Annotated in this window: 14 protein-coding genes; 7 read left to right on the plus strand and 7 right to left on the minus strand. The window is 69.7% G+C overall.

The genetic code is table 11. From position 1 onward, the window contains the following. The first annotated feature begins 81 nt into the window (after window positions 1-81). Together J8N05_RS30935 and J8N05_RS30940 are read left to right on the plus strand one after the other, a co-directional pair. Complete coding sequence (locus J8N05_RS30935; RefSeq protein WP_210888729.1) at window positions 82-2,061, plus strand: purple acid phosphatase family protein; 1,980 nt, start codon at window positions 82-84, stop codon at window positions 2,059-2,061. A 103-nt stretch (window positions 2,062-2,164) separates the two neighbouring features. Beyond that, window positions 2,165-3,292 (plus strand): COG1470 family protein, encoded by a 1,128-nt coding sequence (locus J8N05_RS30940; protein WP_210888731.1) that lies wholly within the window; start codon window positions 2,165-2,167, stop codon window positions 3,290-3,292. A 1-nt stretch (window position 3,293) separates the two neighbouring features. On the opposite strand, the gene J8N05_RS30945 is transcribed toward J8N05_RS30940, so the two are convergent. Continuing rightward, window positions 3,294-4,769, minus strand: coding sequence for a LuxR family transcriptional regulator (locus J8N05_RS30945; protein WP_210888732.1), 1,476 nt, complete (start codon window positions 4,767-4,769; stop codon window positions 3,294-3,296). A 271-nt stretch (window positions 4,770-5,040) separates the two neighbouring features. Here J8N05_RS30945 and J8N05_RS30950 point away from each other — a divergent pair, with 271 nt between their 5' ends. Further along, a complete protein-coding gene (locus J8N05_RS30950; protein WP_210888733.1) occupies window positions 5,041-5,706 on the plus strand; it encodes a cutinase family protein in 666 nt (221 codons plus the stop codon). A gap of 140 nt (window positions 5,707-5,846) precedes the next feature. Here J8N05_RS30950 and J8N05_RS30955 read toward each other — a convergent pair whose 3' ends face one another. Beyond that, a complete protein-coding gene (locus J8N05_RS30955; RefSeq protein WP_247706573.1) occupies window positions 5,847-6,506 on the minus strand; it encodes a TetR/AcrR family transcriptional regulator in 660 nt (219 codons plus the stop codon). Between the two features lie 229 nt (window positions 6,507-6,735). Here J8N05_RS30955 and J8N05_RS30960 point away from each other — a divergent pair, with 229 nt between their 5' ends. Then, a complete protein-coding gene (locus J8N05_RS30960) occupies window positions 6,736-7,170 on the plus strand; it encodes a hypothetical protein (RefSeq protein WP_210888735.1) in 435 nt (144 codons plus the stop codon). Window positions 7,171-7,195: 25 nt separating this feature from the next. On the opposite strand, the gene J8N05_RS30965 is transcribed toward J8N05_RS30960, so the two are convergent. Together J8N05_RS30965 and J8N05_RS30970 are read right to left on the minus strand one after the other, a co-directional pair. Then, window positions 7,196-8,146: an AraC family transcriptional regulator gene (locus J8N05_RS30965; RefSeq protein WP_210888736.1), complete on the minus strand. Its 951-nt coding sequence runs from the start codon at window positions 8,144-8,146 to the stop codon at window positions 7,196-7,198. A gap of 280 nt (window positions 8,147-8,426) precedes the next feature. Continuing rightward, window positions 8,427-9,002 (minus strand): hypothetical protein, encoded by a 576-nt coding sequence (locus tag J8N05_RS30970; RefSeq protein WP_210888737.1) that lies wholly within the window; start codon window positions 9,000-9,002, stop codon window positions 8,427-8,429. Window positions 9,003-9,167: 165 nt separating this feature from the next. Here J8N05_RS30970 and J8N05_RS30975 point away from each other — a divergent pair, with 165 nt between their 5' ends. After that, a complete protein-coding gene (locus J8N05_RS30975; protein WP_210888739.1) occupies window positions 9,168-10,550 on the plus strand; it encodes a PIN-like domain-containing protein in 1,383 nt (460 codons plus the stop codon). A 17-nt stretch (window positions 10,551-10,567) separates the two neighbouring features. Here J8N05_RS30975 and J8N05_RS30980 read toward each other — a convergent pair whose 3' ends face one another. After that, window positions 10,568-11,074: an ATP-binding protein gene (locus tag J8N05_RS30980; RefSeq protein ID WP_210888740.1), complete on the minus strand. Its 507-nt coding sequence runs from the start codon at window positions 11,072-11,074 to the stop codon at window positions 10,568-10,570. A 113-nt stretch (window positions 11,075-11,187) separates the two neighbouring features. Here J8N05_RS30980 and J8N05_RS30985 point away from each other — a divergent pair, with 113 nt between their 5' ends. Together J8N05_RS30985 and J8N05_RS30990 are read left to right on the plus strand one after the other, a co-directional pair. Further along, complete coding sequence (locus J8N05_RS30985; RefSeq protein ID WP_210888741.1) at window positions 11,188-12,015, plus strand: helix-turn-helix domain-containing protein; 828 nt, start codon at window positions 11,188-11,190, stop codon at window positions 12,013-12,015. Further along, window positions 12,012-12,212 (plus strand): DUF397 domain-containing protein, encoded by a 201-nt coding sequence (locus J8N05_RS30990; RefSeq protein ID WP_210888742.1) that lies wholly within the window; start codon window positions 12,012-12,014, stop codon window positions 12,210-12,212. The genes J8N05_RS30985 and J8N05_RS30990 overlap by 4 nt, the downstream gene beginning before the upstream one ends. Here J8N05_RS30990 and J8N05_RS30995 read toward each other — a convergent pair. Beyond that, complete coding sequence (locus J8N05_RS30995) at window positions 12,187-12,687, minus strand: hypothetical protein (protein ID WP_210888743.1); 501 nt, start codon at window positions 12,685-12,687, stop codon at window positions 12,187-12,189. The genes J8N05_RS30990 and J8N05_RS30995 overlap by 26 nt on opposite strands. Then, a complete protein-coding gene (locus tag J8N05_RS31000) occupies window positions 12,684-14,426 on the minus strand; it encodes a PHP domain-containing protein (protein ID WP_210888744.1) in 1,743 nt (580 codons plus the stop codon). Before J8N05_RS31000 ends, J8N05_RS30995 begins: the two co-directional genes overlap by 4 nt. Between the last annotated feature and the right edge of the window lie 26 nt (window positions 14,427-14,452).

A 14,452-nucleotide genomic window follows, 5' to 3' on the forward strand; every position in this document is an offset into this window, starting at 1 on the left:
GTTTACCTGGCACCGAAAGCTTGACGATCTCCACTGCGTGCACACCGCACGCACACAGCAGAACAGAAGAAACGACACGTCATGAGAACAAAGCTCTTCGCAGCGGCCGGCAGGCCGATGCGACGCCGCGTGGCGGGCACCGCCGTCGCGGCCTCCGTGGGCCTGATCCTGACCCTCGGCGGTGGCGGACTCACGACCCCCGCGGTCGCCGCCGACTCCGCCACCCTCACCGGCATCGTCCTCGGTGTCGGCGCCAACGAGACCCAGCGCACCGTCAGCTGGTACTCCTCGGCCGACACCGCGCAGAAGATCCAGCTGGCCCCCACCGCCCTGCTCAGCGCCGGTGAGTTCCCCGCCGACGCCGCCACGTTCGACGCCCTGGGCGGCGCGAACATCTCCACCAGCGGCGGCTACAACCGCCACGCCACCATCACCGGCCTCAAGGAGAACACCGCGTACTCCTACCGTGTCGGCAGTGCGGGCAACTGGTCGGCCGCGTACGCGTTCCGCACGCAGGACTTCGAGGGCGAGTACGACTTCCTCTTCCTCGGCGACCCGCAGATCGGCTCCTCCGGCGACACCGCCAAGGACCAGGCGGGCTGGCAGGACACCCTCGACGTGGCCACCGCGGCCAACAAGGACGCCGAACTCCTCGTCTCCGGCGGCGACCAGGTCGAGAGCGCGAACAACGAGTCCCAGTGGAACGCGTTCCTCGCCCCCGACCAGCTGCGCCAGGTGCCGTTCGCGGCCACCATCGGCAACCACGACGTCGGCGGCAAGGCGTACGAGCAGCACTTCTCCACGCCGAACACGGACCGGTCGGGCGCGTACTACTCGAACGGCAACCCCGCCTCCAACACCTCGGGCGGCGACTACTGGTACATCTACAAGGATGTGCTGTTCATCGACCTGAACAGCAACAGCTACGCCACCTCGCAGGGGGGCGGCGGCGACGAGGCGCACACCAAGTACGTCACGGACGTCATCAACCAGCACGGCTCCGAGGCCAAGTGGAAGGTGCTCGTCTACCACCACTCGATCTACTCCCCCGCCTCGCACGCCAAGGACGGCGACAACAAGGCGCGGCGCGTGGACTTCCCGACCACGTTCTCCAAGCTGGGCGTGGACATCGTGCTCCAGGGCCACGACCACAGCTATTCGCGCAGCTATCTCATCAAGAACGGTGAGAAGGCCGACAAGGACGAGCAGCCCGGCGCGGCCGACGTCTACCCGGGCCCCGGCGGCGTCCTGTACGTGACCGCCAACTCGGCCTCGGGCTCGAAGTACTACGACATCACCAAGCCCGACAGCAGCGGCACCAGCGGTGCGGGCAACGGCGCCGACCCGCTGAACCCGGACAGCTACTGGTACAACTCGGTCCAGAACCAGGAGCACGTCCGCAGCTACGTCAAGGTGCAGGTCCGCAACGAGAAGCTCGTCGTGGAGAACATCCGCAGCGGCACCTGCGCGGCCCCCAACTCCGAGGTGGAGCACGGCGACTGGTGCAACAACACCACCGCCGACCAGCCCGTCGGCTCGATCGTCGACAAGGTGAGCGTCCACCCGTACAACGGTGACGGCCAGTCCCTCCAGGTCGACGTGCCGAACGCGGCTCCGGGCGAGTTCGGCTGGACCATCGACGGCTACAACGGTCTGGTGGACCTGGGTACCGCCAAGGAGGAGAACGGCGACCACTTCACCGCCTCCGGCAAGATCAACCCGATCCTCGTCACGGACTCCCGCCGTTCGCTCTCCCCGTGGTCGGTGTCGGCCGACGTGAGCGACTTCAAGGACGCCGAGAAGACCTTCCCGGGCTCGTACCTGGGCTGGTCGCCGTACATCCTCGACCAGGGCGCGGGCGCCAAGGCCGGTGCCTCCGTGGCCTCGGGCTGGGACGACCAGGGCAAGGGTCTGTCCGTCTCGCGCGGCCTCGGCTCGGCCGACCAGGGCCACGCCCGCGGCAAGGCGAGGCTGGGCGCCGACCTGGACCTCAAGATCCCGGACAGCGTCCAGAAGGGCGGCTACCGCGCCACCCTGACGATCACCGCGCTGAGCAGCTGATCACCCCCGCTTGACCAGCTCCGTCCGCGGGGCAGGCGGTCGACGCACCGCCCGGCCGTCTGCCCCGCCCCTTCCAGCACCACCCGAGCCCGGAGAGCCCGCCATGCACCTGTCCCCGACCCCCCGCCGTACGCCGTCCGCCGACCCGCGCCGGGTCATCCTGCGTCACGCGGTCCTCGTACTGCTGGCGGCTCTCGCGTTCGCCGTCACGTCCGCCGGTCCCGCCCGGGCGGCCGACGGCGACGTGACCTGGACGGTCCGCACGGCGGCGAACGGGTACGGGGACGACCGGTCCAGCTTCAGTTACGGCGTCAACCCCGGCAGCCGGGTCGAGGACGCCATGGTCGTCGCCAACCGCGGCAAGGACACGCTCACGCTGGCGCTGTACACGGCGGACGGCTACACCACCGAGAAGGGCCAACTCGACCTCCTCACACGGGAGAAGAAGTCGGTCGGCATCGGCGCCTGGGTCCGCGCCACCAAGGCCACTGTGCGCATCGCGCCGGGCAGGACGGCCGAGATCCCCTTCACCGTCGCCGTCCCGCGTGACGCCACCCCCGGTGACTACGTGGGCGGCATCCTCACCTCGCTCAAGCAGTCCGACGACACCGAGGGCATCGCCGTCGACCGGCGCCTCGGCATCCGGATCAAGCTGCGGGTCAGCGGCGCGCTGAAGCCCACGCTGGCCGTGGAGGACCTGCACGTGGACTACCACGGCACGGCCAACCCCTTCGGGCAGGGCGACGCGACGGTCACGTACACGCTCCACAACACGGGCAACGCGCTGCTCTCCGCCGCGCAGAAGGTCACCCTGACAGGCCCGTTCGGCACGCTGGAGACCCGGGCCGGGAAGATCGCCGCCGCGCCGGAACTGCTGCCCGGGGAGCGCTGGAAGGTCACGGTGCCGGTCCACGACGTGACCCCCGCGCTCCGCCTCACCGCGAAGGCAACGGTGACCCCGGCCCTGACCGACGCGGCCGGCTCGACGACCTCGCTCAAGCCGGTGGAGGCCACGACGACGGGCTGGGCGCTGCCCTGGACCCTGCTCCTGCTGATCGCCGCCGTATTGGCCGCGGCGACGGCCACGTACTTCCTGCGCCGCCGCGCGGACACCCGCCGCAAGGAGCGCGAGGACGCGCGGGTACGCGACGCGGTGGAACAGGCGCTGCAGGACCGCGCCCAGGGCACCCAGGGCGCTCAGGACACTGAGGACACCCACGCCGCCCGCTGACTCAGAAGTGCCCTGGTTGTTCCGCCCCGAGAAGCCTGGTGAGGGCACCCCGGGAGCGCACTCCGAGCTGGGTGAAGACGTTCCGCAGGTGGTACTCGACCGTGCGCGTGCTGATCGAGAGCTTCTGGGCCACTTCTCGATTGGTCGCGCCCTCCGCCACGGAACGGGCTATGCGCAGTTGCTGAGGGGTGAGCAGACCGAGGGAACCGGTTTCGGGCGCGGTGGTGAGTGTGTCCCCCGCCGCCCGCAGTTCCCCGCGGGCGTGCCCGGCCCACACGTCCGCGCCGCACTGCTCGAACCCCAGTACGGCAGCGCGCAGTTGGGACCTCGCTTCCACGGGGCGGCGCCTGCGGCGCAACCACATCCCGTGGGCGAGCTGGGTCCGGGCGTGCTCGTAGGGGCCGTTGACCTTGTCGTGTTCCGCGAGTGCCGCGGTGAACAGTTCCTCGGCCCGCCCGTCGCTCGACACGAGGGCCCGGCATCGCGCCAGCAACGCCGGTGCCTGTGGATCGGCTCCCATGGCCGCCCACACGGCGTACCGGTCGATCAGGCCCGCCGGGTCGACGTCATGGCCGGCGAGCACGGCGGACTCGACATAGCAGGGGACCACCATCGCCCAGAGGCCGAAGTGACCCTGCCGTGGGCCGCTTCGGACGAGGGGGGCCAGGCGGGCGGCGGCATGCTCCGCGTCGCCGTGCCCGAGGTCGGCGCGGGCCTGCGCCCATTCGGCGAGTGTGCTCGTCTGGCTGAGTCCGTGCGCGTGGGCGGTGCGCAGCGCGGCCTGGGCGTGCGTGGCGACGGTGGCGGGCCCGCCCGCGATCGACGCGGCCAGCGCGAGTACGGCCGACAGTCCGGCCACCACGTTGCGCTGCCCGCCCCGGCCGGCCGCTTCCAGACCGGCCTCGGCGTGCACGCGGGCCTGGTGGTAGCTGCCTTCACGCAGTTCGGCGTAGGCGAGGTGCTCAAGGACGCGGGGTACGAGTGCCGTCGATCCCGCGGCGCGGGCGGTGGCCAGGGCGATGCCGAGCACTCGGCGTGTCGTCGGGAGGTCGCCCAGCATGAGGGCGATCGTGCCGGCCGACATCAGGCCGGGTGCGTCGGTCCGGGCCGTCAGGACTTCGAGCACGGGACGGAGCAGCGCGTTGGCACGGCGGAACTCCCCGTCCACCACGCAGCGCATGCCGTCGCGGTAGTCGCACCAGAGGGCGTCGGCGGGGTCCTGGTCGGCCGCTTCGTGCCGTGCGGCGCTCTGCGGACCGGCGGGGGCGCACAGCGCGTCGAGGGCTCTGCGGTATCCGTCGCGGTCGCCGCCCGCCCAGGCCGCGAGCGTGGCGTGTACGCAAGCCGTGCGTGATCGGGCCGGGTCGGTCGTACGCGAGGCGGTGGCGGCGAGGAGGAGCAGGTTGTAGGCGTCGGTGACCGGACCGTCGTGCAACAGCAGGAGGCCTTGCGTCAACTCGACGCTTACACCGCTCATGTGCATCACCGTTCCCTGCGGCACCACTGTTCCCTGTGGCCCCACTGTGCCGAGCGTAACGAGCGACGGACGTGCTCGGGCGCGATTCCCCCTATTGCCGACCGGCCGTCCAGCAGGGCCCCACCGGTGGGCGACAGGTGGGCGACCGGTGATTCCACCGATGCGTACGGGACGCCGGGCTTTCTACGTTGCTGGTGCGCTCGACGAACGGATCAGTGGAGACGGACCCGTGGAGAGCGCTCGTACCACCGCTCAGGAAAGAGGTACCGCCATGTCTCATCGCGCATCACGTCGCAAGCTGACGATCGTGTCCGTCGGCGTCGCCGGCGCTCTCGGTGCCGCCGGACTCACCCTGCTGCCCTCGATGGCCTCCGCCGCCCCGTGCTCCGACGTCGAGGTGGTCTTCGCCCGCGGCAGCGGCGAGGCTCCCGGGCTCGGCATCGTGGGAGCGCCGCTGGTGAGGGACATCAAGAGCGGACTGCCGGGCAAGTCGGTCACCTCTCACGCCGTCGACTACGCGGCGAACTTCTCACAGACCAGCGCGGGGCCCGGCGCCTCCGCCATGACGGACCACGTCAGGTCCACCGCGGCGAACTGCCCCGACACCTCGTTCGTCCTCGGCGGCTACTCGCAGGGCGCCAGCGTCACCGACATCGCCCTCGGCATCCGTACGACGCTGGGCACCGGCCGGACCATCCCCACCGATCTCGCGCCCCGGGTGAAGGCCGTCGTGGTCTTCGGCAACCCGCTTCAGCTGTCGGGCAGGACGATCAACACGGCGAGCGGGCTCTACGGCGCGAAGGCCAAGGAGTTCTGCAACACCGGCGACCCGGTGTGCGGCAACGGGCGCAGCACCGCGGCGCATCTCAGGTACCACGTCAACGGCAGCGTGCAGACGGGGGCGCGTTTCGCCGTCGACAGGATCGAAGCGGGCTGAGCCGCGTCCGACGACACGGCGGCGCAACGGCTCGGGCCGGGCCTCCACGGGGGAAGCCCGGCCCGGACCGTCGCGCCCCCCGTGTCGTCGGGTGTCGTCGGGTCCGTCGTGCCGTCGTGGTATCCGTCGTGCCGTCGGCCTCAGTCGCCCAGTGCCCGTGCCGCCCGCATCCGGTCCGACCCGGGTGGGCCCGCGGGCAGCGGGAGTTCGGTTTCGGGGGTGGGCAGGGTGTAGAGGGCGTACAGGCGGCGGCGGATCTGTTCCGTCGGGTACTGGGCTCCGTAGACGGCGGTCTTGAAGATGACGCCCTCCAGGACGCTGCGCAGCAGGACCTCCTCCACGGCCGGGTCCTCGGCCCCGCGTGCGGCGAACAGGTCCCGCAGCCCGTCCTCCAGCGCCACCACCCGCTCCTCCGCGCGCGCCTCGGCCGCCGCGAACAGGGGGTGGGTCGCCGGGTTGATCACCAGGCTGAGGGTGATCCGCTGCACCGGGACCGTCGCGGCCGCCAGGACCAGGACCCCGTCGATGATGGCGGCCAGCCGCTCGTCGGGCGTGCCGGTCACGTCCGCGAGCGCGGAGACGCCGTCGAGGTAGCGGTCGAGCAGTTCGTCGACCAGGTTCTGCTTGCCGGGGAAGTAGTACGTGAGCAGCCCGCGCGAGACACCCGCCCGCGCGGTGATGTCCGAGATGGTGGCGTCGTGGTAGCCCTTCTCGGCGAAGACCTCCAGGGCCGCCACGAGAATCCTCTCCCGCGACTGCGCCCTCAACTCCTCGTTGGCCTCCGCCGACCGTGGCGACACGTGCCACCCCACTCCCGCTCGTCCCTGGTCCCGCGCCGGGCTGGTCGGGCCCGGCAGGACCATTGTCGCCGGTGCGCACCGAAACCCCGTCGGCGGCCGGGCGGTGACAAGAACTGCCCTTCCGAGCGCGGCAGTTGAGGAACACCAGGATTGGAATTTTTTGGTTGGCTAGCTGTACAGTCAACGCCGGTTCCCGTAGTCCGGTACTGAACGAGGAGTGCGCACAGTGGTGAGCAAGGAACAACTCAAGGCGGAGATCCACGCGGCCTTCGACGCGGCCGTACCCGACGGCGCGGCATACACCAAGGTCTACGCCTCGGACATGAAGGAGCGGAACTTCATCGTCTACCGCAGCACCACGGTCTACAACTACGCCGTCGGCTTCAGACCGGGCAGCACCGAACTCGTCATAGTCCCGGTCGACGAGAGCAACGGCCGCGTCACGGCGGGCACGCCGGTCACCATCTCCGACGCGAACCGGGGCGCCACGAAGAAGCGCGACCTTCAGGGCCGCTTCCGTATCGCGACGACGGACGGACAGAAGTTCCGCCTGTCCGTCATCCCGTCGGTCCCGAAGATCACCGCGGGCTTCTACCAGCTGCCGGTGGACCAGAAGGCCGAGTACGAGGCCTTCCAGGAGGTCAGGAGTCTTATCTGCGCCTAGCCCCGGAGTTGATGCAGTTGCCGGGTCAGCGGTCCCGGCGCAGCTCCCGGGCCGTTCGGCCGTAGTGGGTCTTGAGGCCGCGGGCCAGATGGCGGGGGTCGTGGATGCCCCAGCGGGCGGCCACCGCGGCCGTCGTGCGACTGTCGTGGGCCGGGTCGAGGAGATCGCGGCGTACGCGGCCGAGGCGTTCGGCGCGGAGCCAGGCCACGAACGGGGTTCCGGAGCGGCCGAACAGGCGGTGCAGTTGGCGGCCCGAGATCCCGTGAGCCGCCGCGACCGATTCGACGCACAGGGACGGGTCGGAGATGTTCGCCAGGGCGTAGACCCGGATGCGGTCGACGAGTTCGGTGGCCATGTCCGCCCGGCCCGGCGCCGTCCCGGTGAAGGCCGCGATCAGCAGGGACACCAGGGCGTCGCCCACGTGGGCCTGCGCGGGACCGGCCAGTTCGTCGAGGTGGGTGCCGAGTCCGCGCAGGAACCCGGAGAACACCGCCTGCGCACCGCTGTCGGCGGGCAGCCGCCGGCCCGCCCGGCCGGCCACCGCCGTTGCGTGCGGCCCCAGTTCGGCACGCGAGATACCGACCGCCATCACGTCACAGCCGTCCGGGGCGGCCAGCCGGTAGGGGCGCGTCATATCGAGGACGACGAAGTCGCCCCGGTGGGCATGGGACCGGGTGCCGCCCTGGTCCACCGCTGCGGGCTCCGGCGACCCGTGCAGGGTGATCTTCAGCAGTTCGGGGTCCGTGGACGAGATCGCCCGGGCCGACCGCCGGACCAGATGCGCCGAGCCCCGGACCCGCGCCACCGCCGCGCGCCCGACCGCCGCCGCGTCGATGTCCGCCCGGAACGCCTTCCCGTGCCCCTCGGCGCCTGGACCCGCAACGGCTGTCACGGCCAGCGGGGCGAGAACCGTCGACGCGGCGGTCTGCAACTCGCCGACACTGGCCTGGTGTACGTGTAAAGCGCCACCGTTCATGGGGCAGCTCCCTGTTGGCCGGGCATGTAACGGTATATCGACCGGTGTACCCGGAAGTCACTTGGTACACGGGGCGCGAAGAGGCGACGGCCCCGGCGGGAAGTGGAGACTCCACACGCCCCCTCCCCCCTACTTTCTTCTCGGGGGAGCGACGTCGGCTGGAACCCTCACCACAGTTCCAGCCGACTGCTCGCCGCCGGAGCCCGCCCCGTCGCGAGGCGCAACGCGTCACCTGGCACACCGCACCCGCGGGGCAACCGACACTGAGGCCACCCTCGCTTCACCTGGCAAGCCAAGCCAGCGTGTCCTCGTTCTCAGCGGCTGTTCGGTACGGCTTTCCGACGTTCAGAGTGGCAACGTCCCGGAGAGACTGCACACGATGGGGACAAGGGAGCACGGCGGTCCCGACACTGCCTTGCCATACCGTGCCTTGCGCGAATACCGACCCGTCGAGAGCAGACATGACGAATGCGGGATGGCCGTATCGGCTTCCCGTGACACCGGACGCACAACCGGCCCCCATCACGTCCCAGTCATCCAGCAGTTCGACAAGCCCCCAGACCCCCTCCATGTCCGTATGGTCAACCGCGTCGGGGTGCGGCACGCCGATGGAGAGCAGGAACTGGCGCTCGACAGAAAGCAACCCGCACTCCACTGCCAAGTCGAACCAGCCGGCGTTCGCCTTCGAGACCAGAGCGGGATCGTCCAGCGCGACAGTCCGGTCCAGCCGGCCCTCGTCAGGGCGACAGGACGTGACCATCCCCGCGACATAGGGAGGTATGCCCGTCCCACGCCTGAATTCAAGAAATCGCATACCGCAGTTCTTCATTGCCTGCGTCAGGTTCTCAGCGTTCATGACCCTTCCCCACCAGCTCTGACGGTCGTCGATCGGCAGACGACACCGAGGTGTCGGAACCGCCTCTGTCTCCTCGGTCGCACTGGCCCCATCCGGTCCTAGACTTTCCCCCGCGCACCCAGCCGGGGAGGGCTGATGTGCCGGGCGATTCCAGAGGAGCGTTCCATGGCAGCAGCGCACACCACGTCCGACCAGCCGCAAGCCCGGGGCATTTTCGACTGCGACGAGGCTCATCGCACCCCACTCCGCTCCGACTACAAGCGGATCTTCGATTCCGGTCTGGTCGTGCTTGACACCAATGTGCTGCTCAACCTCTACCGCTCGAACGAGAGCACCCGCCGGGACACCCTTGCCGCCCTCGCCAGACTTCGCGAGCGCCTGTGGATTCCACACCAGGTCCTCACGGAGTTCTGGCGTAACCGCGAGTCGCCCGCCATACGCCATCACCACGCGACCAGGGCCAATGAGGCGAGCGCCGGGCTCGACAAGGCCGTCAACGCGGCACGGACAGTAGTGACCACATGGCTGACCGCCGTCCAACTCAAGGACAACGAAGAGGCTGTAGAGCAGACTGCCCGAGACCTGACCGAGCTCACCGAAGCAGCCGGCAGCCTCAAGAAGTTCATCCGGGCACAGGCCGAGTGCGACGCACTCAAGGAGACTGCCACCACTCACACCGACCCAGTGCTCAACGCTCTCGAACCGCTTCTGCACGGCCGAATCGGCGAGCCGCTGCCGCCGGACGTATACGACAAGGCCGTGAAAGAAGCGCAGGAGCGCGCCGACGAGGGGATACCGCCGGGGCACGAGGACTTCCGCACCAAGGAACCCGAGCTGGCTGCCGGGGACTACCTCGTGTGGGTGCAGCTCATGGCGGAAGCCAGGCAACGCGGGTGCGACGTTCTACTGGTCACCGGGGATGTGAAGAAGGACTGGTGGACCAACCGCGGATACGACATCCCGCCTCGCCCCCGCGCCGAACTCCTCAAGGAGCTGCGGGAGCAGGCCGGGGTGGTGCTCTACATGCTCACTCCGAGCGAACTGCTCCGCTGGGCCAAAGAACTCCTCGAACTGAACGTCGACGACGGCTCGGTCCGCGACCTGGAGCAACTGGGCGAGGTATCGGCCGACGAAGCCTCCGAAGGCGAAGCCTGGACGGCGGAGTCGCTGGCGGCGTTCATGGACGAGCTGATGAGGCGCTACCCATCCCGAGTCAAAGCAATCGTTGCAGCTGCAGCAAACGGCGGGTTCGTGGACCGGGAGACTGTGTACGAGCTTGCCAGTTACGACGAGACACGCAAGCTCCGCGGCTTCACCCAACCGATCGGCACCCTGTCGAGGGATCTGCAAGCGACAGGTGTGCTGACAGGAGGGGAGCCGTTCCTACTCACCACGGTCTACGGCCACTCCACCGACCCTTCCTGGGCGAAGGGATTCCGCATTCCCAACGGGGTGATTCCCCTGCTTCGGAGCAAGTACGAGGGGGGCGACCTGTGGCAGACCCGACACGGCGGAGAAGCCGGTAGCGAACCTTCCGACAAGGTCTGACAGGCGGTGTGACGCGCTCATGCATCCAGCACCGCGCCAGGGCCGTGCTCAGGCCGGGCCGCTGCCATTCTGGCGCTCGGCACCCTGATCTCCGCCCACACGCTTTTGTACGTCCCTCCCGTGCACAGGGCCGTCCCCCACCGCTCGGCCAGCGCGTCGACCAGGAGCAGGCCGCGTCCGCCCTCGTCCTCCTCGTCGGGGCCGGGCGACTCCCGCAGCACGGGGAGCCGTTCGGTCAGGCCGTCGGCCACTTCCACGCGTACGGTGTCCTCGTCGGCCCGCATCAGCAGCCGTACGCGGAAGTCGCGGCCCTTGACCCGGCCGTGCGTCACCGCGTTGGCCGCCAGCTCGGCGACGACCAGGGTGACGGATTCGCTCGCCTCGCTGTCGTACGCGTAACCCCACACGTCCATCCGGTTCGCGACCAGTCGGCGGGCGAGCCGGGCCCCTCGCGGCGAGCAACTGAAGAGCTGGGTGAACGTACTTACCGTGACGGGGACTTGGACCCCGATTCGTCCTTGCATGGGTCAAAGGTCCCGGGCGGCCCGGCCGTCGACCAGCATCGACACTCGTACGGTGCACCCCGTACGAGTTCACTCTGTGGACAGTCGGAGTGACTTTCCGTGACCATGGCGTCATGACCAACAGCACGGCGAACGAGCCCGAACCGTCGGACAGTTTGAAGACGTTCGGTCTGGTCCACAAGGCCTTCCGCAAGCGGGCGGGGCTCACGCAGGAGGAGTTCGCACCGCTCGTGCGGTACCAGCCGGGGACGGTGGCGTCGATCGAGCAGGGGAGACGGCTGCCGCCGAGGGTGTACGTCGAGCGCGCGGAGGAGGTGTCGGATGCGTTCGGAGTGCTCCGGGCGGCAGCGAAGTATGCGACGCGGCAGCCGGGTTTGGCTTCTTGGTTCCGCAGATGGGCGGACCTGGAGGAGCAGGCGATCAGCCTGTACACGTTTGAGAATCGGCTGGTGCCGGGGCTTCTTCAGACGGTGGCGTACGCGCGCACGTTGTTCAACGCGCGGGTGCCTGTCCTCACCGACGCGCAGATCGAGGCCCAGTTGACCGCCCGAGCGGAGCGCCAGCGCCTCCTTACCGAGCGGCCCAACACCGGGTACAACTTCATCATCGACGAGCAGGTCATCAAGCGTGGGACCGGCGGTCGGGAGGTCACGTTGGAACTGGTCAGCCACCTACTGGCAGTCAGCGAACTGCGCAACGTCGAACTGCAACTGCTGCCTGTGACCTGCAGCGTCCACGCCGGTCTCGACGGCCCCATCCGGCTGTCCGAAACACCCGAGAACGAATGGTTCGGCTACTGCGAGGGCCAGCGAACCGGCCAGTTCATCGCCGACCCCGAATCGATCAGTGTCCTCCACATGCGCTATGCGAAACTGCGTTCACAGGCTCTCACTCCGGACGATTCCCGGAGCCTGCTGCAGCGGACGCTAGGAGCGCTATGAGCATCACTGAACTGACCTGGTTCAAGAGCAGCTACAGCGGAAGCGATGGTGACGACTGCGTCGAAGTCGCCGTCTGCGCTGCCGCCACCATCCACGTCCGTGACTCCAAGAACGCCCGCGGGCCGCAGCTCGCCCTCTCCCCCGCCGCCTGGGGCACTTTCATCCAGCGGGTCAGTGGTCCGCGCAGCACGGCGTAGGGTCCGGGACCTCGAACGGGACCAGCACCCCGCCCACGGCCGGTTGCAGGGTCAGGACCAGTTCGCCGTCCTGCCACTGCGGGCGTACGTGGTCCCGGGTCACCACCTGCTGCGAAGGCGGCGGCTCACCGGGGGCGCCCAACACCACCACCCTGCCGATCGCGGAACGCGTCAGCAACTCCGCGATCGTCAGCGTGCTGGTCAGTTCGGTCGACCCCGGGTAGACGACGGCCCGGCCCACCTCGTCGGGTGCGCCGGCCGTCACCTCGTACCCCGCGGCCGACAAGAGTCGCGCGGTGTCCTCCGAGGCCGTCGTGAACGACAGGACCACCCTCGGTCGCTCCCCGCGTACCAGGTGCGTGCAGCCGAACGTGCCCTCGGGCAGGGCAAGTTCGGCTGCCAGCGCCAGCAGCAGGTGATCGGCCGCACGCAGCTCGCGTACGTCGGCGTCGACCGTGCAGGTGTGTGGAGTCACGCGGGGAGGACCCAGACCGGGTTCGAGTAGAACCACAGGTCCTTCCACGGGTCCGCGTCACCGACGACGTCGATGGCGGGACCGGCGGGGTCGACGGCCGCACCGCGCGCGCCGACCGCGGACCGGTTGCCGTCCGAGCCGCGCAGGCGCAGGTACAGCGGGCGGTCGACGCGACCGAGGGTGTACGTGATCCGGACCGTGCCGGTGGTCTTGTTGACCTCGTACGACTTGACGACCTTCGTGGTCGGCGCGACGAGCGTGTCCTTGTCGGCGGCGGGGCCGGTGACATCGCCCTGGATGACGTCGACGCGGGCCAACTTCGGGATGAAGCCCGCCCAGTTGGCGTCCTGGGCGAGTGCGATGTCCACGGTCAGCGTGACGTTCGTGCCCTTCTTGACGTGCAGCGCGCCGCCGAGGGTCGCCCAGCGGCTGCCGCCGGAGACGCGGACGTCGAGGCCGCTGATGAGCTGGCCGTGGTCGACCCAGACCCGTCCGGCGCGAATGCCGTCCATGACAGCCGCGTACGAGAAGTCCTCGGCGCCAACGTGGGTCCTGCTGTACTGGCCCGGCCAGTAGTCGCCCTGGGTGACGTCGATCTGGCCGTTGTAGACGGGGTCGCCGTAGCGGCCGTCGGTGTTGAAGTCGCCGCCACCGCGCGCCGCCGTGTCCGCGTACACCTGGTGGGAGTCGGAGTTGGCGCTGATCCACCAGGCCTTGCCCTCGGCGAGCAGGCTGTCCCAGAGGCCGCCGACCGTGGCGGTCATCCAGTCGAAGCCGCCCCAGGTGCGGTAGCTCTCCGCCGGGTAGCCGGGGAACGAGTTGGCGCTCGGGTTGTTGTCGTAGATGCCGCGCGCCCGGCCCATGCCGAGCGGGGCGGGCAGGCCGGCGGCCTGGTGGCCGGGGGCGCCCTCGAAGCCGACGGCTATCTGGTGCTTCGGGGAGGTCGCGTCACGCCAGGCGCGGATCTCGTGCGGGGAGTCGACACCGCGACGCGCCGGGTGGTTGGCGAGCATCAGCGCGTCCTTGACCTTGCGGCGCTGGACCTGCTCGCCGAGGAACGCGAGACCCGCGACGGCGAGCGCCTCGTTGGCGGGCGTCGAGTCGGAGGCGTTCTTCACGCTGCCGTCGTAGTCCGTCTCGAACTGCTTGAGGACGGAGACCTCGTTCTTGCCGGGGTGCACGAAGACCGTGCCGTGCTCGGCGCCGGGGATGTTCCATTCGAGGCCCTGGAAGACGAGGGTGTCCTCGTGCGCCGCACGGGCGGCCTTGATGTCCGGGTTGACCTTGTCGACGCCGATCTTGGCGTGCGCCACGCTGCCGTGGTCGGTGATGACCAGCCAGTCCATGCCGTGTCTGGCACCCTGCCTGACCTGGTCGGCGACCCGGTACTTGCCGTCGCTGCTGTACTGCGTGTGGATGTGGTGGTCACCGGCCAGCCAGAGGAAGCCGTTGCCCTTGCGGCGACTGGAGGAGGTGTGCGCACCGGCCGACGACTGCGCGGCAGCCGTCCCGCTCGCGGCCGCGCCGAACGCTCCCACCGTGGCCAGACCCGCGCCCAGCAGGCCCGCGCGGCGGAGCATGGAACGGCGCGACTGCTGCTCGGGGGTCAGGGCCTCGTCGGGTACGGAGGTGTCGAAGGCGGCGGGGAGCGTGGCACTGCCGTGGTCGTGGCCGTGCCCATGGTCGTGGTCGTGACCGTGGTGGTGATGCCCATGCCCGTGACTGTGTCCGTGCCCCATGTCGGCCTCCTGTGTCCGGCGCCGCC

This window comes from Streptomyces liliiviolaceus (assembly GCF_018070025.1).
In the GTDB taxonomy this organism is placed as follows: domain Bacteria; phylum Actinomycetota; class Actinomycetes; order Streptomycetales; family Streptomycetaceae; genus Streptomyces; species Streptomyces liliiviolaceus.

Excerpts from the sequence above, each read along its gene's own strand:
- J8N05_RS30975 (WP_210888739.1), top strand. The coding sequence starts at position 9,168 with ATGGCAGCAGCGCACACCACGTCCGACCAGCCGCAAGCCCGGGGCATT.
- J8N05_RS30945 (WP_210888732.1), bottom strand. The coding sequence starts at position 4,769 with ATGAGCGGTGTAAGCGTCGAGTTGACGCAAGGCCTCCTGCTGTTGCAC.
- J8N05_RS30935 (WP_210888729.1), top strand. The coding sequence starts at position 82 with ATGAGAACAAAGCTCTTCGCAGCGGCCGGCAGGCCGATGCGACGCCGC.
- J8N05_RS30970 (WP_210888737.1), bottom strand. The coding sequence starts at position 9,002 with ATGAACGCTGAGAACCTGACGCAGGCAATGAAGAACTGCGGTATGCGA.
- J8N05_RS30985 (WP_210888741.1), top strand. The coding sequence starts at position 11,188 with ATGACCAACAGCACGGCGAACGAGCCCGAACCGTCGGACAGTTTGAAG.
- J8N05_RS30980 (WP_210888740.1), bottom strand. The coding sequence starts at position 11,074 with ATGCAAGGACGAATCGGGGTCCAAGTCCCCGTCACGGTAAGTACGTTC.
- J8N05_RS31000 (WP_210888744.1), bottom strand. The coding sequence starts at position 14,426 with ATGGGGCACGGACACAGTCACGGGCATGGGCATCACCACCACGGTCAC.
- J8N05_RS30965 (WP_210888736.1), bottom strand. The coding sequence starts at position 8,146 with ATGAACGGTGGCGCTTTACACGTACACCAGGCCAGTGTCGGCGAGTTG.
- J8N05_RS30990 (WP_210888742.1), top strand. The coding sequence starts at position 12,012 with ATGAGCATCACTGAACTGACCTGGTTCAAGAGCAGCTACAGCGGAAGC.
- J8N05_RS30940 (WP_210888731.1), top strand. The coding sequence starts at position 2,165 with ATGCACCTGTCCCCGACCCCCCGCCGTACGCCGTCCGCCGACCCGCGC.
- J8N05_RS30950 (WP_210888733.1), top strand. The coding sequence starts at position 5,041 with ATGTCTCATCGCGCATCACGTCGCAAGCTGACGATCGTGTCCGTCGGC.